This is a genomic window from Devosia sp. ZB163 (genome assembly GCF_028613635.1).
Classification (GTDB): Bacteria; Pseudomonadota; Alphaproteobacteria; order Rhizobiales; family Devosiaceae; genus Devosia_A.
This window is the reverse complement of the sequence record NZ_JAQRMY010000002.1, coordinates 282,035-301,902: the sequence shown is the minus strand read 5'-3', so window position 1 is coordinate 301,902 and position 19,868 is coordinate 282,035. Positions and strand designations below refer to the sequence as shown.

General features: G+C 66.1%; 17 protein-coding genes and 1 tRNA gene. 5 read left to right on the top strand and 13 right to left on the bottom strand.

The features are described 5' to 3' along the window. Window positions 1–20: 20 nt before the first annotated feature. Together guaA and PRN20_RS09675 are read right to left on the bottom strand one after the other, a co-directional pair. Window positions 21–1,589 carry a glutamine-hydrolyzing GMP synthase gene (guaA, locus tag PRN20_RS09680; RefSeq protein ID WP_273957117.1) on the bottom strand — a complete coding sequence of 523 codons (1,569 nt, stop codon included), beginning with the start codon at window positions 1,587–1,589 and terminating at the stop codon, window positions 21–23. 109 nt (window positions 1,590–1,698) lie between these two features. After that, on the bottom strand, window positions 1,699–2,382 hold the full coding sequence (locus tag PRN20_RS09675; protein WP_273957116.1) for a cyclic nucleotide-binding domain-containing protein: 684 nt from the start codon (window positions 2,380–2,382) through the stop codon (window positions 1,699–1,701). A gap of 324 nt (window positions 2,383–2,706) precedes the next feature. Here PRN20_RS09675 and PRN20_RS09670 point away from each other — a divergent pair, with 324 nt between their 5' ends. Continuing rightward, on the top strand, window positions 2,707–3,933 hold the full coding sequence (locus PRN20_RS09670) for an acyltransferase family protein (RefSeq protein WP_273957115.1): 1,227 nt from the start codon (window positions 2,707–2,709) through the stop codon (window positions 3,931–3,933). Here PRN20_RS09670 and PRN20_RS09665 read toward each other — a convergent pair. From PRN20_RS09665 to guaB, 5 genes are read right to left on the bottom strand one after another with little or no spacing between them, the layout of a single operon-like run. After that, window positions 3,926–4,411: a TspO/MBR family protein gene (locus PRN20_RS09665; protein ID WP_273957114.1), complete on the bottom strand. Its 486-nt coding sequence runs from the start codon at window positions 4,409–4,411 to the stop codon at window positions 3,926–3,928. The two genes, PRN20_RS09670 and PRN20_RS09665, sit on opposite strands and share 8 nt — an antisense overlap. Window positions 4,412–4,441: 30 nt before the next feature. Beyond that, window positions 4,442–4,840, bottom strand: a complete 399-nt coding sequence (locus PRN20_RS09660; protein ID WP_273957113.1) for a hypothetical protein — start codon at window positions 4,838–4,840, stop codon at window positions 4,442–4,444. Window positions 4,841–4,842: 2 nt separating this feature from the next. Continuing rightward, window positions 4,843–6,135: an RsmB/NOP family class I SAM-dependent RNA methyltransferase gene (locus tag PRN20_RS09655; RefSeq protein WP_273957112.1), complete on the bottom strand. Its 1,293-nt coding sequence runs from the start codon at window positions 6,133–6,135 to the stop codon at window positions 4,843–4,845. 51 nt (window positions 6,136–6,186) lie between these two features. Beyond that, window positions 6,187–6,600 carry an MAPEG family protein gene (locus PRN20_RS09650; RefSeq protein ID WP_273957111.1) on the bottom strand — a complete coding sequence of 138 codons (414 nt, stop codon included), beginning with the start codon at window positions 6,598–6,600 and terminating at the stop codon, window positions 6,187–6,189. A 9-nt stretch (window positions 6,601–6,609) separates the two neighbouring features. Beyond that, window positions 6,610–8,112 carry an IMP dehydrogenase gene (gene guaB, locus PRN20_RS09645; protein ID WP_273957110.1) on the bottom strand — a complete coding sequence of 501 codons (1,503 nt, stop codon included), beginning with the start codon at window positions 8,110–8,112 and terminating at the stop codon, window positions 6,610–6,612. A gap of 299 nt (window positions 8,113–8,411) precedes the next feature. Between guaB and PRN20_RS09640 the strand changes: the two genes are divergently transcribed. Then, window positions 8,412–10,463: an elongation factor G gene (locus PRN20_RS09640; protein WP_273957109.1), complete on the top strand. Its 2,052-nt coding sequence runs from the start codon at window positions 8,412–8,414 to the stop codon at window positions 10,461–10,463. A gap of 763 nt (window positions 10,464–11,226) precedes the next feature. On the opposite strand, the gene PRN20_RS09635 is transcribed toward PRN20_RS09640, so the two are convergent. Next, a complete protein-coding gene (locus PRN20_RS09635; protein WP_273957108.1) occupies window positions 11,227–12,546 on the bottom strand; it encodes a hypothetical protein in 1,320 nt (439 codons plus the stop codon). A 210-nt stretch (window positions 12,547–12,756) separates the two neighbouring features. On the opposite strand from PRN20_RS09635, the gene PRN20_RS09630 reads away from it, so the two are divergent. Together PRN20_RS09630 and PRN20_RS09625 are read left to right on the top strand one after the other, a co-directional pair. Next, window positions 12,757–14,124 carry an MFS transporter gene (locus tag PRN20_RS09630; protein ID WP_443112566.1) on the top strand — a complete coding sequence of 456 codons (1,368 nt, stop codon included), beginning with the start codon at window positions 12,757–12,759 and terminating at the stop codon, window positions 14,122–14,124. A gap of 1 nt (window position 14,125) precedes the next feature. Continuing rightward, window positions 14,126–15,526, top strand: a complete 1,401-nt coding sequence (locus tag PRN20_RS09625; protein ID WP_273957106.1) for an MFS transporter — start codon at window positions 14,126–14,128, stop codon at window positions 15,524–15,526. Here PRN20_RS09625 and PRN20_RS09620 read toward each other — a convergent pair whose 3' ends face one another. From PRN20_RS09620 to PRN20_RS09610, 3 genes are read right to left on the bottom strand one after another with little or no spacing between them, the layout of a single operon-like run. Further along, the gene (locus PRN20_RS09620; protein WP_273957105.1) at window positions 15,527–16,555 is read right to left on the bottom strand and encodes a hypothetical protein; all 1,029 of its coding nucleotides are present in this window, start codon (window positions 16,553–16,555) and stop codon (window positions 15,527–15,529) included. Between the two features lie 22 nt (window positions 16,556–16,577). After that, window positions 16,578–17,279, bottom strand: a complete 702-nt coding sequence (locus PRN20_RS09615; protein WP_273957104.1) for an RlmE family RNA methyltransferase — start codon at window positions 17,277–17,279, stop codon at window positions 16,578–16,580. Continuing rightward, window positions 17,279–18,460, bottom strand: coding sequence for a Ppx/GppA phosphatase family protein (locus PRN20_RS09610; RefSeq protein ID WP_273957103.1), 1,182 nt, complete (start codon window positions 18,458–18,460; stop codon window positions 17,279–17,281). Before PRN20_RS09610 ends, PRN20_RS09615 begins: the two co-directional genes overlap by 1 nt. A gap of 263 nt (window positions 18,461–18,723) precedes the next feature. Between PRN20_RS09610 and PRN20_RS09605 the strand changes: the two genes are divergently transcribed. Beyond that, window positions 18,724–18,797 (top strand) — tRNA-Gln (locus PRN20_RS09605). A gap of 114 nt (window positions 18,798–18,911) precedes the next feature. Here PRN20_RS09605 and PRN20_RS09600 read toward each other — a convergent pair. Both PRN20_RS09600 and PRN20_RS22860 read right to left on the bottom strand, forming a co-directional pair. Beyond that, the gene (locus tag PRN20_RS09600; protein WP_273957102.1) at window positions 18,912–19,316 is read right to left on the bottom strand and encodes a BRCT domain-containing protein; all 405 of its coding nucleotides are present in this window, start codon (window positions 19,314–19,316) and stop codon (window positions 18,912–18,914) included. Window positions 19,317–19,393: 77 nt separating this feature from the next. Next, window positions 19,394–19,786, bottom strand: a complete 393-nt coding sequence (locus PRN20_RS22860) for an exonuclease domain-containing protein (protein ID WP_443112545.1) — start codon at window positions 19,784–19,786, stop codon at window positions 19,394–19,396. Window positions 19,787–19,868 lie beyond the last annotated feature (82 nt).

The following is a 19,868-nucleotide window of genomic DNA, read 5'->3' as shown; positions in this document are numbered from 1 at the left end:
GCCGGAAGCGGGCCTCGTGCCTACTCCCACTCGATCGTTCCCGGCGGCTTCGACGTCACGTCGTAGACGACCCGGTTGATGCCCCGCACCTCGTTGATGATGCGGGTGGCGGCGCGGCCGAGGAAGTTCATGTCGTAGGGGAAGAAGTCCGCCGTCATGCCGTCGACCGAAGTCACGGCGCGGAGCGCGCAGACGAACTCGTAGGTGCGGCCGTCGCCCATCACGCCGACGGTCTGCACCGGCAGCAGCACGGCGAAGGCCTGCCAGATCTTGTCGTAGAGCCCGGCCTTCCTGATCTCGTCGAGATAGATGGCGTCGGCGCGACGGAGGATGTCGAGCTTTTCGCGCGTCACGCCGCCCGGCAGGCGGATGGCGAGGCCGGGGCCCGGGAACGGGTGGCGGCCGACGAAGCGGTCGGGCAGGCCGAGTTCGCGGCCGAGCGCCCGGACTTCGTCCTTGAACAGCTCACGCAGCGGCTCGACAAGCTGCATGTTCATGCGCTCGGGCAGGCCACCGACATTGTGATGGCTCTTGATGGTGACGGACGGGCCGCCCGAGAAGCTGACGCTCTCGATGACGTCGGGGTAGAGCGTGCCCTGGGCGAGGAACTGGGCGCCGCCCATCCGCTTGGCCTGTTCCTCGAACACCTCGATGAACAGCCGGCCGATGGTCTTGCGCTTGGTCTCGGGGTCGGACTCGCCCTCGAGCGCGCCGATGAACTTGTCGGCGGCATCCACGTGGACGAGCGGGATGTTGTAGTGGTCGCGGAACATCGAGACGACTTCGTCGGCCTCGTTCATCCGCATCAGGCCGTGATCGACGAAGACGCAGGTGAGCTGGTCGCCGATGGCTTCGTGGATGAGGATCGCGGCCACGGAGCTGTCAACGCCGCCAGAGAGCGCGCAGATGACCTTGCCCTTGCCGACCTGGGCGCGGATCTTGTCGACGGCACGCTGGCGATAGGCCGACATGGTCCAGTCGGACTTCAGCCCGACGATGTTGTGCACGAAGGCCTGGAGGAGCTTGCCGCCATCGGGGGTGTGCACCACCTCGGGGTGGAACATGGTGGTGTAGTAGCGCTTGTCCTCGTTCACGGCGATGGCGAACGGGGCATTCTCGGAGGTGCCGACGACCTTGAAGCCGGGCGGCAGCTCGGTGACGCGGTCACCGTGGCTCATCCAGACCGGATAGCGGCCGCCGACCTCCCAGAAGCCCTCGAAGAGGGGCGAAGGCTCCCTGATCTCGACATCGGCACGGCCGAACTCGCGAGCATGGCCGCCCTCGACCTTGCCACCCTGCTGCAGCGCCAGCGTCTGCTGGCCATAGCAGATGGCGAGGATGGGCACGCCCGAGTCGAACACGGCCTGCGGTGCGCGAGGGCTGCCCTCGTCGGTCACCGAAGCGGGGCCGCCCGAGAAGATGACGCCCTTGGGCTTCATGCGGGCGAAGGCCTCGCCGGCCGACTGGAACGGGTGGATCTCGCAGTAGACACCGGTCTCGCGCAGGCGTCGCGCGATCAGCTGCGTCACCTGCGAGCCGAAATCGATGATGAGGATGGATTCAGCGGGGGCGGCAGCGATGTCTTGCATGGCCCGGAAATAGAGCGCTCCCGGGGATTCCGCAAGTCTCAGCTGCCGATCGCATTTGCGGCATCGACGGTTGGTCGGTGCCGAAATCTACGTGGGCGACGTGCCGTCGTCATGCGGATCCCACCGCGTTGGCCTTGGCGAGCTTGCCGACGAGGTTGGAGTTGAGGCTCGCGTCGATCGCGCGCCTCAGATCGGCGTCGGCGTCGACGGCGGTTCGCAGCTTCTTCTGGTCAAAGGCGAGATAGCGGACCGGTCGCGATGCCACGGCCGTTGCGGAGGCCGGCGCGCCCGAGACGAAGCTCATCTCGCCAAGGAAGTCGCCCGGACCGCAGACGCCGATGATCCGGCCGCCCTTCTCGATCTGCGCCACCCCCTCGGCGAGGAACAGCAGCTCGTTGACCGACTGTCCTTCGAGCGTGAGCCTGGCGCCGGCATCGGCGTGGCGCATCTGTGCGAGCCGAAGCAGGCGCCGGATGCTGCGCCGGTCGATGCCTGCGGGCATGATTGCAGCAAAGCGCTGCTCATCGTCGGTGAACCGATGGCGCTTGGCGTAGTACCAGAGCACCAGCAGTTGCACGACATTCACGCCGACGAAGATCGACTCCCAGAACACGATGACCGGGTCGATATCGATGAAGGCCCGGTTCACGATGCGGATGAGGCCTGCCGCGATGGCGATCGCCCGCAGCCAGCCCATGTCGTTCATGAGCATCGACAGTACGAGCAGCGCGTAGGGCAGATGCGTAAGCAGATGACCGGGATCGGTCAGCTGCGAGACGAGATCCGACAACATTATTGGTCCCGAAGGTATTATGCGCGCCGGAAGTAAAGATACCTCACCAGGGCGTCGTCAATTGGCTCCCGGTCAGAATCGACTCGCACCGAGACTTTCGTCCGCCGGGGAGCGCGGCCCGCCGCCGGGTACTGGTTGTCCGGCAGCGCCTCCGCTTACGATCTTGTGACGCACGGGGAGCCCCCGCCCGCGCTATCCTTCCCGGACTTGCCGTACTGAGAGAACAGAAACAGCGCTTGCACTCACACCGTCGACGGTGCGAAATGAAATCGATTTCATAGGCAACGCGGCGTTCAGATCGCGAGCCTGCCGGAGGGACTTTCGATGCCTGCCAGCCGCCTTGACGGCGCCGATTTCCTGCGCGCCGCCGCCTGCCTCACGGTGCTTTTCCATCACCTGGCCCAGCGCATGAGCTGGCGCGACGACCTCACCTGGATGGAGTGGTTCCGCCCCTTCGCGCAGATGGGCACGTTCGGCGTAGCGATGTTCTTCGTGCTCTCCGGCTTCCTTCTCGCCCGGCCGTTCTGGCAGGCGCTCGACAAGGGCGAGGCGATGCCGTCCCTGCGCACCTATGCCATCCGGCGTGCGGCGCGCATCCTGCCGGGGTTCTGGCTCGCGCTCGCCGTGACCTTCGTTCTCTCGATCACCGTGTTCGGCTTCCGGCTCGACAGCCAGCTGGTGCTGCGGTTTCTCGCCGGGTTCTTCACCGTTGCCGACTGGCACTGGGTGACGCTGTTTCCTGTCGAGGTGAACGGCCCGCTGTGGTCGATCAGCTTCGAAGTGACTTCCTACGTGCTGCTGCCGCTCTGCTTCGTGCTGCTGTTCTGGATGGCGGGCTGGCTGGGACAGGGCTGGCAGTCGCGGCTGGCCTGGATCGGCGTCATCGCGCTGGCGCTGTTCGCGCACTGGCTGTTCGCCCGCTACTACCGCGTCGACATGCGGGAGCGCGGCTGGGATTATGGGCTCATCGGCGGCGCCAAGTACTGGATGCCTCGCTACAACCCGTTCGCCTTCTTCGCGATGTTCGCCGTCGGCGCCCTCGCCGCTGGCATCCAGGTGCGCTGGGCGCGGCATCGCAACTTCGTCTTCGACGTGCTGGCCCTGGCGGCTCTTGCCTGGGGCATGGAACGGATCATGTTCCAGATGGGCATGCGGAACGGCGACAGCTGGGGCTGGCTGGGCGTGCCCTACGGGTTCCCGTGGTTCGTGCTGGCCTGCGGGCTGTTCCTCGCGGCGGCGCCCTCAAGCGCGATGCTGGGGCGGCTGCTCGACAACCCGGCGGCGCGCTATGTGGCCCGCATCTCGTTCGGCATCTATGTCTGGCACTACCCGGTTCTGGAGCTGGTGCGGATCTTCTGGGACCCTCAGATCGACCACGGCGCCGCCACCGAGCCCATGCGCTTCCTGATCACCAGCACGCTGATCACGCTCATCACCATCGTGGTCGCGCACCTCTCCTACTACATGCTCGAGGAACCGGTGATCCGCTGGGCGCGCGGCAAGGAACGCCGCCCGCTGAAGGACGCGACGTTCTCGCCGGCAGCTAGTTGAGGGCAGCGATCGCGAGGTTGAGCAGGCTCGCGAAGCCCACCCATGCCGCGTAGGGCACGAACAGCCAGGCGGAAATCCGATCGCGGTAGGCGCGGTTGGTGATGAAGGCGATGATCAGGGCGAAGATCGCGAGGATCACGATGAAGGCCGGCCAGAGCAGGTGCAGGCTGAAGAACACCGGCGACCACAGCCAGTTCAGCCCCATCTGGGCGTACCAGAGCTTCATCGCGGTGCCGCCCGGCTCGGCCAGATAGGTGCGCCAGCCGGCGACGGCGATCAGCACGTAGAGGGCGAACCAGACCGGGGCGAACAGCCAGTTCGGCGGGTTGAACGGCGGCTTGTGGAGCCCGGCGTACCACTCGGTGGGTGCCGTGGAGAAGCCGATCAGTGCGCCGACGCCGATCACAACGGCGAGGAACACAGCCAGAATGATGAGGCTGCGCGGGGACTTGAGGTCGGTCTGGGTCAAGGTTCTCATGCGCTGTCAACGCGCCAGCACCACTCGGGTTCACTCGGTGATGGTGCAGTCGCGGGCGATATCGATGGTGAACTTGCCGCCTTGGCCGTCCGAGTCGGCATGGACGATGTCGACCGTCTGCTCGTCCGAGGCCCAGAGCGGATAGGCGTTGAGCAGGACCAGGTGGGTCGCGGGCAGCGAGAAGGCACAGCCGCGCCGGGCCTTGCTGCCGTCGGGCGCCACGATCTCGGCGGTGATGCGCCGGTCGCATACGGCCTCGCCGCAGGTCTCGCCGACATCGAGCGCGACCCGGCCCGTTGGGGAGACGAAGTGGTGCTTGGCGCTGGCCCCGGGGAGGGCGAACCAGGCGAAGACGCCGGCCAGCACCATGACGGCGATCGACCCGCCGATCAGCCACCACGGCGAAAGCTGCATGGGTACGCGCGGCATGCTCAGCCCTTCTGCATGGCGATCGTGTAGAAGCCGTCCGTTCCCGTGGTGTGGGGCGTCACCGAGACGCCGCCTTCGGGCGAGAAGCGGGCCCTGAGCTTTGCCCCGGAGAAATGGCTCATCCACAGCTTGTTGCCGGGAACGGCGGTGAAATCGGGATTGGCGGCGAGGAAGGCGGTCGCCTGCCCCATGTTCTCCTCGGGCAGCACCGAGCAGGTGATGAAGACGAGCGTGCCGCCGGGCTTCAGGTAGGTCGCTGCGTCCGCAAGGATCGCGCGCTGCTCCTCGATGCGCGTCGCGAGCTGCTCGGGGGTGAGCTTCCATTTCGTCGTCGGCTGCCGCCGCCAGGTGCCCGTGCCCGTGCAGGGCGCATCGACGACGACGCGGTCGAGCTTGCCCTTGAGATCATCGAGGGCACCGGGCCCGGGCTGGCGCACCTGGACGTTGCGCACGCCGGCGCGCTTCAGGCGGTCGTAGATCGGCGCGAGCCGCGTGCGGTCGCTGTCATAGGCGAAGATCTGGCCGCGGTTCTGCATGGCAGCCGCCATGGCGAGGGTCTTGCCCCCTGCCCCGGCGCACAGATCGAGCACCTGCTCGCCGCCGCGCGGGCTCGCCAGCGCCGCAACGATCTGGCTGCCGAAGTCCTGCACCTCGAACCAGCCCTTGAGGTAGCCTTCCTCGCTGGTCACGTTCGGCGTGCGGCTGTCGCGCGTTCCGGCCGGAAAGCGGATGCCCTCGGCAAGCCGCACGTCGGCCTCTGGAGCGAGGCGCCCAAGCGCCCGTGCGACCTTGTCGCGATTAGCCTTGAGCGTGTTGACCCGGAGATCGAGCGGCGGCCGCCCGGCCAGACCCTCGGCCTCGGCGACCCAGTCGTCGCCAAAGCTCGCCGCGAGATGCGGCACGACCCATTCGGGCACATCGCCGCGAACATGGTCCGGGGCGCCTGCCAGCGGATCGGCGGCGGTCAGGCGTGCCGTCTCCTCGGGCGTGATCTCGCCCGGGCCGAAGCGGTCGCCGGTGAGGCTCTGGTTGAGCTCCTCGACGTTCTCGCCCCATTCGCGCACGACGACGCTCAGCACCAGGGCCCGCGGCGTGTCCTCGCCCATGGCCCATGCATGCGAAGAGCGGCGGCGCAGCGCGTCATAGACGAGGTTGCCGATGGCGGCGCGGTCGCCGGCCCCGGCGAAGCGGTTGCCGAGCCCCCAGGCCTTCAGCGCCTCGGCGACCGGGCGCTTGTGCGCATCGATATCGGTGAGCACATCGATGGCGGCAGCGATCCGGCCGGGCAGTCTCATGCAGGTATCCTCAGTTCGTCAGCGCGTCCGTGACACGATGCGTCACGCGGATCAAGCGAGGAACAGCCGCACGCCCAGGTCGAGCCAGAGCACGCAGAGCAGCAGCAGGCCGGCGAAATAGGCGAAGAACCGCCGGATCACGTGGTTGTCGGTGACGTGGATGAAGGCGTGGACGTAGCGGGTGAGGACGAACAGCCAGGCCAGCATGACCTCAAAGATGGTCGGGCCGAAGTACAGCGCCAGCCCGGCCGCGACGTAGAACAGCACCGGCAGCTGGAATTGGTTGTCGAAGGCGTTGGAGGCCTGCCACTCGCGCTTCGGCCAGCCCTGACGCTCGAGCGCGATGTCGTCGATCCGCACCTCGCCCTTCATCACCATCGGGATGCGGATGGTGCCGAGGTACCAGAGCAGCCCCAGGGCGAGTGCGCCCTGGGCGAGGATGGCGGCGATCAGCCAGGGCGCCATCGGGGCGGCCTAGTTGCCGCCGCGGTAGTTCGGACTCTCCCGGGTGATCGAGACGTCGTGCACGTGGCTCTCGTTGAGGCCGGCGCCGGAGATGCGGACGAACGTCGCGTTGTCGCGGAACTCCTCGAGGTTGTGCGCGCCGGTATAGCCCATGGCGGCGCGGAGCCCGCCCGCCAGCTGGTGCAGCACGTTGCCGGCGGCGCCCTTGTACGGCACCTGCCCCTCGATGCCCTCGGGCACGAGCTTGAGGCTGTCGTTCACTTCCTGCTGGAAGTAGCGATCGGCCGAGCCGCGGGCCATGGCGCCCACCGAGCCCATGCCGCGATACGATTTATAGGAGCGGCCCTGGTAGAGGTAGACCTCGCCCGGGCTCTCGTCGGTACCGGCGAGGAGCGAGCCGACCATGACGCAGCTCGCGCCGCCGGCCAGGGCCTTCGCCATGTCGCCCGAGAACTTGATGCCGCCGTCGGCGATCACCGGAACACCCTGCTTTGCGCCTTCCTCGGCGCAGGCCATCACGGCCGCCAGCTGCGGCACGCCGACACCGGCGACGATGCGGGTGGTGCAGATGGAGCCCGGGCCGATGCCGACCTTCACGCTGTCGGCGCCGGCGTCGATCAGGGCCCTGGTGGCCTCGGCCGTCGCGACGTTACCTGCGACGATGCGGGTCGAATTGCTCTCGCGCTTGACGCGCTCGACCGATTTCAGCACGCCGTCGGAATGGCCGTGGGCGGTGTCGATCACGAGCAGGTCGACGCCCGCGTCGATCAGCGCCAGCGAGCGCTCGAAGCCGGCATCGCCGACACCCGAAGCGGCGGCGACGCGGAGGCGCCCCTGCTCGTCCTTGACGGCATTGGGATTGAGCTGGGCCTTCTCGATATCCTTGACTGTGATGAGCCCCACGCAACGGCCATCGTCGTCGACCACCAGCAGCTTCTCGATGCGATGGGCATGGAGCAGGCGCTTGGCCTCTTCCTTGCTGACGCCATCGCGCACGGTGATGAGCCGCTCATAGGTCATCAGCTCGGAGATGGGCTGGTTGGGGTTCGAGGCAAAGCGCACGTCGCGGTTGGTCAGGATGCCGACCAGCCGACCGAGCCGCCGGCCGCCCGTGCCGCCGTTCTCGACTACCGGAATGCCGGAGATGCGGTTCATCTCCATCAGCGACAGCGCATCGGCGAGCGTGGCGTCGGGCCCGATGGTGATGGGGTTCACCACCATGCCGCTCTCGAAGCTCTTCACGGCCCGGACGTTCTCGGCCTGCACCGAAATATCGAGGTTCTTGTGGATCACGCCCATGCCGCCGGCCTGGGCCATCGCGATGGCCATGCGGCTCTCGGTCACCGTGTCCATCGCCGAGCTGAGGATCGGGATGTTGAGCGAGATGTCCTTGGTCACGCGGGTGCGGATGTCCACCTGCGTGGGCAGCACGTCGGAGTGCGCGGGCTGCAGCAGCACGTCATCGAACGTGAGCGCGCTTTCGCCGGTGATTGAGGTAATGATCTTCGCCAAGGGTCGGGCCCTTCCCTTCTCGCATCAGAAAAACGGAAGCCCGCAGCCGGCGACTCGAAGCCCTGCTGCGGGTTGGCGAGGGTCAATAGCACCAGCACATGGCGATGGGAAGGCGGTTTCCGCATGGCTGCAGTGCGGCCGATTGCGGAGGAAGAACGTGATGTACGCCTGTCGCCCACCGATTGGCTCCGCCCTTCGGGAGCGCTAGAGTAGCAGCCGCGGACGCGCCTCAGGGGTGCGAGGAAAACGCACCCGGGAGGACGGCGCAGAGCGAACAAATCACGAACGAGGAGGAGTAGATGGCAAACGACAACGGCAGACAAGCCGGGCCCCGGTGCATCGCGCTGGTGGGGCCGTTCGCGAGCGGCAAGACTTCACTGCTCGAAGCGATCCTTATGCGGACTGGGGCCATCAACCGACAAGGTCACTCCAAGGAAGGCAACATGGTGGGCGACGCCTCGCAGGAGGCCCGTGCCAACGCCATGAGCGTCGAGGTCAATGTCGCCGAGACCACCTACATGGATGACCGGCTGACCTTCATCGACTGTCCCGGCTCCGTCGAATTCCAGTATGAGGCCCTGCCGGTCCTCGCCGGTGTCGACATGGCCGTGGTGGTGGCCGAGGCCGACCCCAAGAAGGTCCCTGCCCTGCAGCTGATCCTGCGCGACCTCGAGGCACGCCGGCTGCCGCACCTCATCTTCCTCAACAAGATCGACAAGCTCTCGGGATCGGTGCGCGACGTGCTGCAGATGCTGCAGCCGGCGAGCCGCGTTCCCCTCGTTTTGCGCCAGCTGCCGATGACCAATGGAGGCGTCATCACGGGCTGCATCGACCTCGCGCTCGAACGCGCCCATGTCTACCACGAGGCCAGGGAGAGCGAGATCATCGAACTGCCCGACGCCGAGAAGGCCGCCGAAATCGAGGCGCGCACCGCGATGCTCGAGCAGATCGCCGACTTCGACGACACCCTGATGGAGCAGTTGCTCGAGGATGTGCAGCCCGAGAGGAGCCTCGTGTTCAAGGATCTCGTCGCGGAGATGCGGGCCGGCAGGATCAGCCCCGTGTTCATCGGATCGGCCGAGCACGGCAACGGGATCACCCGCCTGCTCAAGGCCATCCGGCACGAAGCCCCGACGGTGCGGGAGACCCGCGAGCGGCTGGGGCTCAAGGACGTTTCGGGCACGGTCGTCCAGGTCATGAAGACCATGCAGACGGCACGCAGCGGCAAGATGTGCGTCGCCCGGGTGCTTGCCGGCAGCGTGACCGACGGCATGGTGCTGCGCTCGGCAGATGGACGAGAGAGCAAGGTGTCCGGCCTGTTCCGGGTCATGGGCCAGGAGACGCAGAAGCGGGACGCCGCACAGGAAGGCGAGACCGTCGCACTCGGCAAGGTCGAGGCTGCCCGCACCGGCGACACGCTGTCGACCGGAATGGTCGCAGACATCGCGCCACTGCCCGAGAGCATGCCGATGATGTCGATCGCCGTGGCACCCAGGGAGCGCAAGGACGACGTGCGCCTCTCGGCCGCGCTCCAGCGCATCATCGAGGAAGACCCTTCGCTCAGGCTCGTCCACGTGCCGGAGACGGGTGAGACCGTGCTCGAAGGGCATGGCGAGATGCACCTGCGCGTCGTCATGGAGCGACTGACCAACCGCTACGGCGTGCCCATCACCACTTCGGTGCCGCGCATCGCCTACCGGGAGACCATCCGCAAGTCGGCCAATGTGCGCGGCCGGCACAAGAAGCAGTCGGGCGGGCATGGGCAGTTCGGCGATGTGGTGCTCACCATCAAGCCGACGCCGCGTGGTTCGGGCGTGGGCTTCGACGAGAGCATCACCGGCGGCGTGGTCCCTCGCCAATACATCAGTTCGGTCGAGGCGGGAGTGCGCGAGTATTTCGACATGGGCGGGCCGCTCGGCTTCCCCGTGGTCGACGTGGCGGTGACGCTCACCGACGGCTCGTACCATACGGTCGACAGCTCAGACATGGCGTTCCGCCAGGCAGCCCAGATCGGCATGCGCGAAGGCATGCCACAATGCGAGCCGGTACTGCTCGAGCCGGTGATGGACGTGACGGTGCGCTGCCCGAGCGAAGCCACCGCGCGGATCAATGCCATCCTGCCGCGCCGGCGCGGCCAGATCGTCGGTTCGGATGCGCGGGATGGCTGGCACGGCTGGGACGAGATCCACGCGCTGGTCCCGGCCTCGGAGATGCAGGACCTGATCGTCGAGCTGCGTTCGGCAACGGCCGGTGTCGGCAGCTTCGTGCAGGAGTTCGACCATCTCGCCGAGATGAGTGGGCGACTTGCCGACGAGGTGGCGCAGAAGTACGGGCGTCACGCCGGGGCCTAGCGCAAAGAGCAGAAGGGGCGGAGGCAGGGCGAGCCGGACACCGGGAGTGTGGGATTCGACCCACCCTCCGCCGACTTGTCCCCCCACCCCAGCACCCGTGCGATTCTTCCACTCGTCCGCTGCACCGAAGCGAGATCATGACGAGTGGTTGGTGCAGGGGAGACCGGGTGGTGGTGGAGTCGTCCGCCATCAGGCCGAAAGCACGACGGCATGATCCGGTTCGCCGGGGACGCCGCTAGCACGCGGGAGCCATCCGAATGCAGGCTGGTTCAGGGGACAAGGCTGCCACGCATGAGGCAGCCGCAAAGGCGGGGCGGTTCGGTGGATTCCGGCCGTCTGTCAGCCGGCACGTTCCCCGCGATGCGGTACGGGATGCGCCCGGGCCATCGTGCCATACGCCCAAAACCCCGGCCGGCCGGCGAGGCGCGAGCCTCGTTTCATCTGCGGACTACCCGCGTGAGGCCAGCGCCTCGCCGGCCCCGCTTCATCTCCCTTCCGGGAGATGCGTTCTTTGAGAACTCCGAAGCCGCGTGGCTGTCGGATGCATCGGTATGCCCAGGGTAGTACCACCCCACCGGCTGTCATCCCTGCGCAAGCAGGGACCCAACCATCGGCCGGCGCCGGCGGCGAGATGGGTCCCTGCTTTCGCAGGGATGACATCGAGGGTGTGGCACCGCCCTCGCCACTCCACTCCACCCACCGTCATCCCCGGGCTTGACCCGGGGACCCAATCGATCTCTCAGCCAGGCACCAACCCGCCGCCTCACACCCCGGCTTCTGCCGGCGCCTGCTTCACCGGGCCGAGGTCCATCGCCTCGATCGAGGCGATGAGCGGCTCGATGCGGTCGGCGAGGTCGACATAGCGCTGCTCCATGACGAAGTTGAGCGTCATGTACTCGCGGCCGGGGCAGAAGGTGGCGATGTTCTGGGCGGGGTGGTAGGCGCCGCAATAGATCGGCTCCATCATCCACTCGGTCACCGGCCCGAAGGTGCGGTGCGGCGGAACCAGCGTCAGCACGGTGTCGGTACGGCCCGCAAAACGCCAGAAGCGCGGACCATAGAGGAACGGGAGCAGCTTCTGCACCTTGCGGTGGAGCGCGAAGAGCGCCAGCGTCTGGACCTGGAACGAGGTGACGTCGGAGTTCTCGATCTCGCTGACGACGCGGTCGACGTTACGGACATAGTCGACGAAGTCGGGGATGTACTTGAACTTCGCCATGAGCGCGCGGACGCGGAAGAAGTCGTCGTCCACGGCGTTGCGGCGCGTATCCAGCATCGTGTAGGCGGCCGTGATCACCTCCTCGTTGTGGCGGTGATCGCTGTCCGAGTGCAGCGCGTGCGTGACGATGGCGAAATAGAGCGAGCGCTGGCGCACGCCGAGCCGGTTCGCCAGCGTCCGCATCCGGTCACGCTTGAGCGGCAGCGTGCGGTAGCCGAACGGCTTGTCGGGCGGCGAGAGGACGTGGGCGAAAAACAGGTGCAGCGCGACGCCGATGCCGGCGCCGAGGGCGCCCTTGATGCGCTGGCCGAACGGCACCTTGTTGGACTTGTTCTTCTGGATGCCATGGCTCGCCGTCTGCGAGCGCGACAGCAGCGCGGAGTCAGATCCCTCGAGCACGCTGTGGGCGGCCCGGACCTGGATGATCGACGCCCTGCCCTCGCTGTCCGGCCCGCCCTTGCGGGTCGCGGCCATGAAGCGGAACAGCGGCAGGTCGGGATGGTCGAAGATGTCGGCGCTCTTGCTTATCCACTTGTCGGGATAGCCCTCGAAGTCATCGACCATTTCGACGGAGGTGATTGCATCCAGCTGGCTTTCGGTCAGCGGATGGCCCGGGCGGGCCCCGATGAAACCGTGCGTCAGTTGCGGGGCAAGACCAACAACCTGAGCAACGAGCTGCTTCAGCCGTTCCTGGTCGAACTGCTCCCTGGAGAAGGCAGTAAAGAAGATCGTGTCCTTGCCGGCGAACAGGAACCACTGGAAATTGGTAAAAAGCGCCTGCGGGTCTTTCTGCACGGCAGCAAAGGCTAGATCGAGCGCTTCGGCATGGCTCGAAGCAAAGCTCGAAGACGAAAAACTCTTCATGGCAAAAAACTCACGGAATCCCTAAGCGTATAAGCCACGCTTGGCGGCTTTTGGTCAATTGCCGAGCACTGGGCCGAAATAAGCAGGCACGCCTGTTGCACCACGGCTCCACGCACCGTAATGCTTGGAAGATAACTTCGATCCTAATCATGCCTCGCGAGAGGCTCCTCCTTGCGCATCATCCCCCTCGTCCTCGCGGTCGCCCTGTTCATGGAAAACATGGACTCGACCGTCATCGCGACCTCGCTTCCAGCGATTGCGGCCGACATCGGCACCGAGCCGATTTCGCTGAAGCTCGCGCTTACCGCCTACTTCGTCGCCCTCGCCATCTTCATCCCGCTCTCGGGCTGGGTAGCGGACAGGTTCGGCGCCAAGAACGTCTTCCGCGTCGCCATTGTCGTGTTCATGATCGGCTCGATCTGCTGCGCCTTCTCCGACTCGCTGCTGACGTTCGTCCTCTCGCGCTTCCTGCAGGGCATCGGCGGGTCGATGATGACGCCGGTGGCCCGGCTGGTACTGGTGCGCGCGACACCAAGGAACGAGCTGGTTTCGGCGATGGCATGGCTCACCATCCCGGCGCTGATCGGCCCGATAACCGGCCCGCCACTTGGCGGCTTCCTCACCACCTATCTCAGCTGGCACTGGATCTTCTGGATCAACGTGCCCATCGGGATCATCGGGCTGATCCTCGTGACGAAGTTCCTCAATGCCGGGGAGACACGCAACGAGCGGCCGATAGACATTCCCGGCCTGCTGCTCTCGGCCATCACCTTTGCCGGCATCATGTTCGGCTTCTCGGTGATCAGCCTGCCGGCCATTCCCACCTGGGCCGGCTACACGGCGATCGTCGTGGGCGCAGTAGCCGGCGTCATCTACCTGCGCCACGCCCGGCGTGCCGAGTTCCCGATCCTCGATCCCAGGATGTTCCGGCTGCCCCTGTTCCGGAATGCCATCATCGGCGGCTCGCTGTTCCGGATCGGCATCGGCGCGTTTCCGTTCCTCATGCCGCTGATGCTGCAGCTGACCTTCGGGCTCACCCCGTTCGAGTCGGGACTCACGACCTTCATCGCCGCCTTCGGCGCGATCCTCTCCAAGTTCGGAGCGGAGCGGCTGTATGCCAGCTACGGCTTCCCGCGGACGCTCGTCGCCATGTCGGTCCTGGGGTGCCTGCTGCTTGCGGTGAACGGCTTCTTCACGCCGGCCGTCCCCCACTGGCTGCTCATGGCGGCGCTGCTCTTCGGCGGCCTCACCCGCTCGTTCTTCTTCACCGGCGTCAATGCCCTCGTCTTTGCCGATGTCGACGAGGCCCATGCCAGCCAGGCCACCGCCATCAATGCCGTGAGCCAGCAGCTCAGCATCGCGGCGGGCGTGGCGGTCGCAGGCGGCGTGCTCGAGATCTCGTCCAATTTCCATGGCGGCGAGCTGACCCTGGGCGACTTCCACATCGCCTGGTTCGTGGTCGCGGCCGTGGCAATCTCCAGCGCCATCCCCTTCATGCGGCTGCCACCCGATGCCGGCAGCGACGTGTCGGGCCACAAGATCAAGACCATCACCAAACCCGCTCCAGTGACCGCCTGATATGTCCAGCCTGCGCCTTACCCCGCTGATCCTTGCCGTCGCGCTGTTCATGGAGAACATCGACAGCACGGTCATCGCCACCTCGCTCGCAGCCATCGCGCACGACATCAACTCAGAGCCGATCGCTCTGAAGCTGGCGCTGACCACCTACATGGTGGCGCTCGCGATCTTCATCCCGGTCTCGAGCTGGATGGCCGACCGGTTCGGCGCCAAGACGGTGTTCAGCTGGGCCATGGTCGTGTTCGTGCTCGGCTCGGTCTGCTGCGCCATCTCGGATTCGCTGCTGACCTTCGTTGCGTCGCGCTTCCTGCAGGGCATGGGCGGGGCGATGATGACGCCCGTGGCGCGGCTGGTGCTGGTGCGGGTGACGCCGCGAAACCAGCTCGTAGACGCCATGGCCTGGCTGTCGATCCCTGGCCTCGTCGGCCCGATCATCGGGCCACCGATCGGCGGCTTCATCACCACCTTCGCCAGCTGGCACTGGATCTTCCTCATCAACGTGCCGATCGGGCTGCTGGGCGTGCTGCTGGTCAACCGCTTCCTGCCCGAATGGCATCGGAACGAGCCGCGGAAGATGGACTTCACCGGGTTCCTGCTGGCAGGCACGACCTTCGCGGGCTGGGTGTTCGGCATCTCGGTGCTGACGCTTCCCGCACTTCCCGCCGGGTTCGGCTACGGCGCGCTGCTGATCGGCACCGCCGGCGCCATCGCCTACTGGTTCCACTTCCAGCGCACCGAATATCCGCTGCTCGACCTCAGGATCTTCCGCCGGCCGATGTTCCGGCTGACGGTGATCGGCGGCTTCATCTATCGCCTCGGCACGGGCGCGATGCCGTTCCTGTTCCCACTGATGCTGCAACTCGGCTTCGGGCTCAACCCGTTCGAGAGCGGCATGGTGACGTTCGCCACCGCCATCGGTGCGTTCAGCGCCAAGTTCGTCACCGAGCGGCTGCTGATGCGGTTCGGCTTCAAGCCGAGCCTCATCGCCTCGACGGCAGTCTCGGCGCTCGGGCTCGTGGGCATGGGCATCTACGGGCCGGAGACGCCGGTGCCGCTGATGATGGCCTTCCTCGTCATCACCGGCTTCTTCCAGTCGGTGTTCTGGACGACCACTAACGCGTTCGTGTTTGCCGATATCGAGGACAAGGATGCGGGTCAGGCCAACGTCATCAGCCAGGTCGGCGTGCAGCTGTCGCTGGCCTGCGGCGTGGCGCTGGGTGGCGGCGTGCTCGAAGGGCTGAGGCTTACGCATGGCGGCGAGCCGGTGCTGGCCGACTTCCACCTCTCCTTCTTCGTCATAGCGGCCGTGACGCTGGTCTCGACGCTGTGGTTCCTGCGCATGCCACGCGGCGCCGGAATGCATGCGCATGCCGGCAAGCCGCAGGGCGAGGCGGCGGAGTAATCAGGACCTCAAAGAGGCAGCGAAAGCAACGATCTCGGGACCGAGCCGATCCCAGTCGTACAGATGGAGCGGGCTGGTCGGCCGGCGCGGCACGCTGCGGACCCAATCGGCAGCCCGCCGGAGGACGTCGCTGGTCAGTTCCCCCTCGTAGAGATGTACCCATTCGGGACCAACCTCCGCGCGCAGCTCCTTCAGGCTGCCGACGGCAGGTGCGATAACCGGACGATTTCGCGACAGCGACAACAGCGCCACACCGCTGTTCAGGATGTGCCGGTAAGGCAAGATCACGGCGTGGGCCGCGTCCACGGCGTCTTCAATCTCGGCCTCCTCGAGTGGTTCGCTGGCGAGGTGCAGCGAAATGTTGTTGGCGCCGGCGGCCAGACGGGAGAGCAACGACCGAATATGCGGATCCCTGGCCAATCCCTTGATGTTGAGGTCGACCAGTCCAGCGAGCGGCCTTGTGGCCTCGATCAGGCCATCGACATTCTTGTAGGGGCGAACGAGGCCCGCGAACTGCAGGCGCAACGGGCGGTCCGCCGTTGGCGGCGCGAATGCTCCAGCCTGCCGAACCGCGCCGCTGCGATAGTGGCCATGGCGGACAACGACACTGGTAGCGCGCACAAACGGGTAGGCGGCAGCGAATTGGTCGCGCGAATGCCTCGAGAGAAACACCAGTCCATCGAGCTGCCCCAGGAATGCGCGCCAGATCTTGCCGCCCTCCTCGCCCCGATCATGCGGCTGCAGGTTGTGGACGACCCAGATCCAGCGCGTGCCGAACACGGATCGCGAAAGCCGCATGAGCAGAAGCTTGCCGGTGGCCTGCCACCGGCGTCGTCCCACCGGGCTGAACATGTCGTTGGGCCAGTGCACGATGTTGACCTGGCTGCCCCAGGCCTCGCCCGGCCGCCAACGCAGACGCCGGACCCGCCACCCGGCCGTGGTGAAGGCAGCGGCGAACAGGTTGACGTACCGGTTCAGAGGCGAGTGGTGGGGCCGAATACTCACGCTTGGCGTCTTGCGAGAGCTCATCTGCCTCGTCTCCTCGCCAGCATCAGCCCTTGAAGCCGCGGGCGACGAGGTAGGTTTCGGCGGAGTCCTGCCGGCTGGCCTTGGGCTTGGCGTGCATCGTGGTGGCGAAGTTCTGCTTCAGCATGTGCAGCAGTTCGTGCTCGGTGCCGCCCTGGAAGACCTTGGCGATGAACGTGCCGCCGGGCGCAAGCACCTGGACGGCGAAATCGGCCGCGAGTTCGACCAGCGCGATGATGCGCAGGTGATCGGTGGCGCGGTGGCCCGTGGTCGGCGCTGCCATGTCGGACATGACGATGTCGGCCTTGTGCCCGCCCAGGGCATCGATCAGCGCTTGCGGCGCGTCTTCGTCGTTGAAGTCCTTCTGGAGCAGGACGACGCCGGGGATCGGATCCATCTCGAGATAGTCGATGCCGACGATGAGCGGGTTCTCTTCGGTCGATCCGACGATGGGGGCGGCGACCTGCGACCAGCCGCCGGGAGCGGCGCCCAGATCGACGATGCGCATGCCCTTCTTGAACAGGTGATAGCGCTCGTCGAGTTCCTTGATCTTGAAGGCGGCACGCGACCGATAGCCCTCGGCCCGGGCCTTGGCCACATAGGGGTCGTTGAGCTGCCGCTGCAGCCACAAAGTCGAGCCGATCTTGCGGCCCTTGGCCGTCTTCACGCGCACCTTGAGGTCGCGATCCGAACGGCGACCAACTCCATCTCCGCTTCCCTTAGGCATCAGCGCCCTCCCTTACCCCGGTTGGCGCGGCCTGCGCGGTCCGCATCGATCAGCGAAATGAGGATCCCCTCGCGAAGTCCCCGGTCGGCGACGCGCACCCGCTCGGTCGGCCACTCGCGGCGGATGGCCTCGAAGATGGCGCAGCCGGGGAGAACGAGATCGGCGCGGTCCTTGCCTATGCAGGGATGGGCCACGCGCCGGTCGAAGGTCATGCCGAGCAGCGCCTGCATGGTCGCATCGACGTCGGTGCGGTTCATCCACAGGCCGTCGACCTTCTGGCGCTCGTAGCGCTCGAGCCCGAGATGCAGGCCGGCGAGTGTCGTCACCGTGCCGGAGGTGCCGATCAGGTGGACCGGGTGCTCGGCGATCATCTGGCGCAGCTTTTCGCGGCCGCGGAACTGGCGCAGGTGCCCGGAAACGAAGGCCACCATCTCCTCGAATCGATCGCGGGTCACGTCAACGCCGCCGAACTTCTCGGCGATCGAGACGACCCCGACGGGGAGCGACTGCCAGGAGCGGATGGACGAGAACATGCGGCCCTGCCGGCGCGGGCGTCCACCGCGGAAATCGAGCCAGGCGAGCTCGGACGAGCCGCCGCCGATATCGAACATCAGCGCGCCGGCCGACGCCTCTTCGATCAGGTCGGCGCAGCCGGTGACGGCCAGCGAAGCCTCCGTCTGGCGGTCGACAATTTCGAGCACGAGCCCAAGCTCGCGCTCGACCCGGGCGATGAACTCGAGACCGTTCGAGGCCGCGCGGCAAGCCTCGGTGGCGATGAGCCGCATGCGCGTGGGCTCGTGCTCGCGCAGCTTGTTGCGGCAGAGGCGCAACGCCTCCATCGTCCGCTCCATGGCGGCATCGGAGAGCCGGCCTGTGGTGGAGAGGCCCTCGCCCAGCCGGACGATGCGAGTGAAGCCGTCGAGTACGCGGAAGCTGTTCTCGTGCGGGCGGGCGATCAGCAGGCGGCAGTTATTGGTGCCAAGATCGAGCGCAGCATAGATCGGCCCCCGCGAACGGCGCGCCGGGTGGACTGCTGGATTCGTCCGCCTATCCGTTCCGCCTTGATCCGGTTGCCCCCCGGCTCTTGCGGTCGACGGGGCCCGGCTCTCGCCTTGCCCCCCACGGTGCCGCTCGAGGCTCTCGGCCTCGATTGCGGCGGCGGACCGATCGGAATCGGCCAACCTGTTTCTCCATTCCCGTGCAGTCGCTCGACCGGCCTCAGAACCGGGGCGCCCGACGCGGGCTCATTTCAGTGTCGCCGAAAACCCTAGTGGATGAAGCCGGTGAGCGCAACGCCAAGATTCCGCCGTAAACCGCCCTGCCCCAGCCGCTGCGACGAACAGAAAATGTTCGCCAACTGGGGTGTTGATCCCGGCATCGAATGTCGCTAGAAGGCCACACCGAACGTCGAGGGCTGACGCCCCGCGTTCCCAGGCTAGGCGCTTGGGGAATAGTTCAATGGTAGAACAGCGGACTCTGACTCCGTTAATCTTGGTTCGAATCCAGGTTCCCCAGCCAGCCTCTTTTCACATTAATTTTCAATGGGTTAGCGTGAGCCTGTAGCAGGAGACTGTAGCAGGCCACCGTAGCGTGCTCTGTGGCATTTCATCGCGCCGAGAGCTCGTCGCAAAGTCAAAGCCCGCCAGGTCCGCGGACCAACTCCCGAAAGTCGTCCTCGGTCACCAGCAGGATAGGCGCGCCCTTTGCCGCCAACTGCTCGGCGTAACGAAGGTTAGAGCTCTTACCGTCGGCGCCGACGACGCCTGCTGGCAACTCACCAACCACAACCATGGTCGTTTCCTGCGTCACTCTTTTGCGCACTGCCGCGCCGGCAATGTGGGCCATATCGGCGAGCTCAAACTTGTCGACTGTGAAGTTTCCGGTGAAGACAATGCTCTCGTCGATCAGTGGCCCGTCACCATCGCCCTCTCGAGTGATGTCGCGCTTCGATCCGCCGTAGCTTCCTCGCGGTTTGGGCATACTGAGTTGTGCCCACCGCAAGAGGTCTGTTCCGCTGGCCTCCATTGCGAGCAGCATGATCTGCCCGGCAGCTCGGGCGTCTTCCAAGGCATCGTGGTGGCGAAGGCTGATGCCGAAATGCCGCGCCAGGTTCTTCAGCCGAAACCACCTTGGCTCGCGAGGTCAGGCCACACCTGTCGGGCGATCAGGCAGCTATCCAACCAAGTGCATTGAAGGACCCGTAGCCCGTGGTGCGAGGCCGCTTGGCCCATCGCGATGCGATCGAAGGAGTGGTGGCTAAGGACACTTTGGCCCGCGAGTATGCCAGATAGCCTTGAGTGGACTTGGGGAAAGGTCAGAGCGCCGCGCACGCGAGCTGAGTCAATGCCGTGTATACCGATGTTGATCGGATCGAAGTCATCCTCCGGATCTACGTAGACGACGTCGCTAGCCACTTCTTTCCCACCGTCGAATACGACAACAGCGACTTGGCAAATGCTTCGTTGACGGCGATTTGCTGTCTCCACGTCTATTGCTGCAAAACGCATTGATGAGCCCCTCCCGACTGCTACATTGAGCCAATAGATGTGCAACACGCAACGCTGTTAGTTACGAACGGCAACCTCCACG

What these genes read in the sequence shown, in the direction of transcription:
- guaA (WP_273957117.1), bottom strand. Translation starts at nt 1,589, where the DNA reads ATGCAAGACATCGCTGCCGCCCCCGCTGAATCCATCCTCATCATCGAT.
- PRN20_RS09675 (WP_273957116.1), bottom strand. Translation starts at nt 2,382, where the DNA reads ATGTTGTCGGATCTCGTCTCGCAGCTGACCGATCCCGGTCATCTGCTT.
- PRN20_RS09670 (WP_273957115.1), top strand. Translation starts at nt 2,707, where the DNA reads ATGCCTGCCAGCCGCCTTGACGGCGCCGATTTCCTGCGCGCCGCCGCC.
- PRN20_RS09665 (WP_273957114.1), bottom strand. Translation starts at nt 4,411, where the DNA reads ATGAGAACCTTGACCCAGACCGACCTCAAGTCCCCGCGCAGCCTCATC.
- PRN20_RS09660 (WP_273957113.1), bottom strand. Translation starts at nt 4,840, where the DNA reads ATGCCGCGCGTACCCATGCAGCTTTCGCCGTGGTGGCTGATCGGCGGG.
- PRN20_RS09655 (WP_273957112.1), bottom strand. Translation starts at nt 6,135, where the DNA reads ATGAGACTGCCCGGCCGGATCGCTGCCGCCATCGATGTGCTCACCGAT.
- PRN20_RS09650 (WP_273957111.1), bottom strand. Translation starts at nt 6,600, where the DNA reads ATGGCGCCCTGGCTGATCGCCGCCATCCTCGCCCAGGGCGCACTCGCC.
- PRN20_RS09640 (WP_273957109.1), top strand. Translation starts at nt 8,412, where the DNA reads ATGGCAAACGACAACGGCAGACAAGCCGGGCCCCGGTGCATCGCGCTG.
- PRN20_RS09635 (WP_273957108.1), bottom strand. Translation starts at nt 12,546, where the DNA reads ATGAAGAGTTTTTCGTCTTCGAGCTTTGCTTCGAGCCATGCCGAAGCG.
- PRN20_RS09630 (WP_443112566.1), top strand. Translation starts at nt 12,757, where the DNA reads ATGGAAAACATGGACTCGACCGTCATCGCGACCTCGCTTCCAGCGATT.
- PRN20_RS09625 (WP_273957106.1), top strand. Translation starts at nt 14,126, where the DNA reads ATGTCCAGCCTGCGCCTTACCCCGCTGATCCTTGCCGTCGCGCTGTTC.
- PRN20_RS09620 (WP_273957105.1), bottom strand. Translation starts at nt 16,555, where the DNA reads ATGAGCTCTCGCAAGACGCCAAGCGTGAGTATTCGGCCCCACCACTCG.
- PRN20_RS09615 (WP_273957104.1), bottom strand. Translation starts at nt 17,279, where the DNA reads ATGCCTAAGGGAAGCGGAGATGGAGTTGGTCGCCGTTCGGATCGCGAC.
- PRN20_RS09600 (WP_273957102.1), bottom strand. Translation starts at nt 19,316, where the DNA reads ATGCTGCTCGCAATGGAGGCCAGCGGAACAGACCTCTTGCGGTGGGCA.
- PRN20_RS22860 (WP_443112545.1), bottom strand. Translation starts at nt 19,786, where the DNA reads ATGCGTTTTGCAGCAATAGACGTGGAGACAGCAAATCGCCGTCAACGA.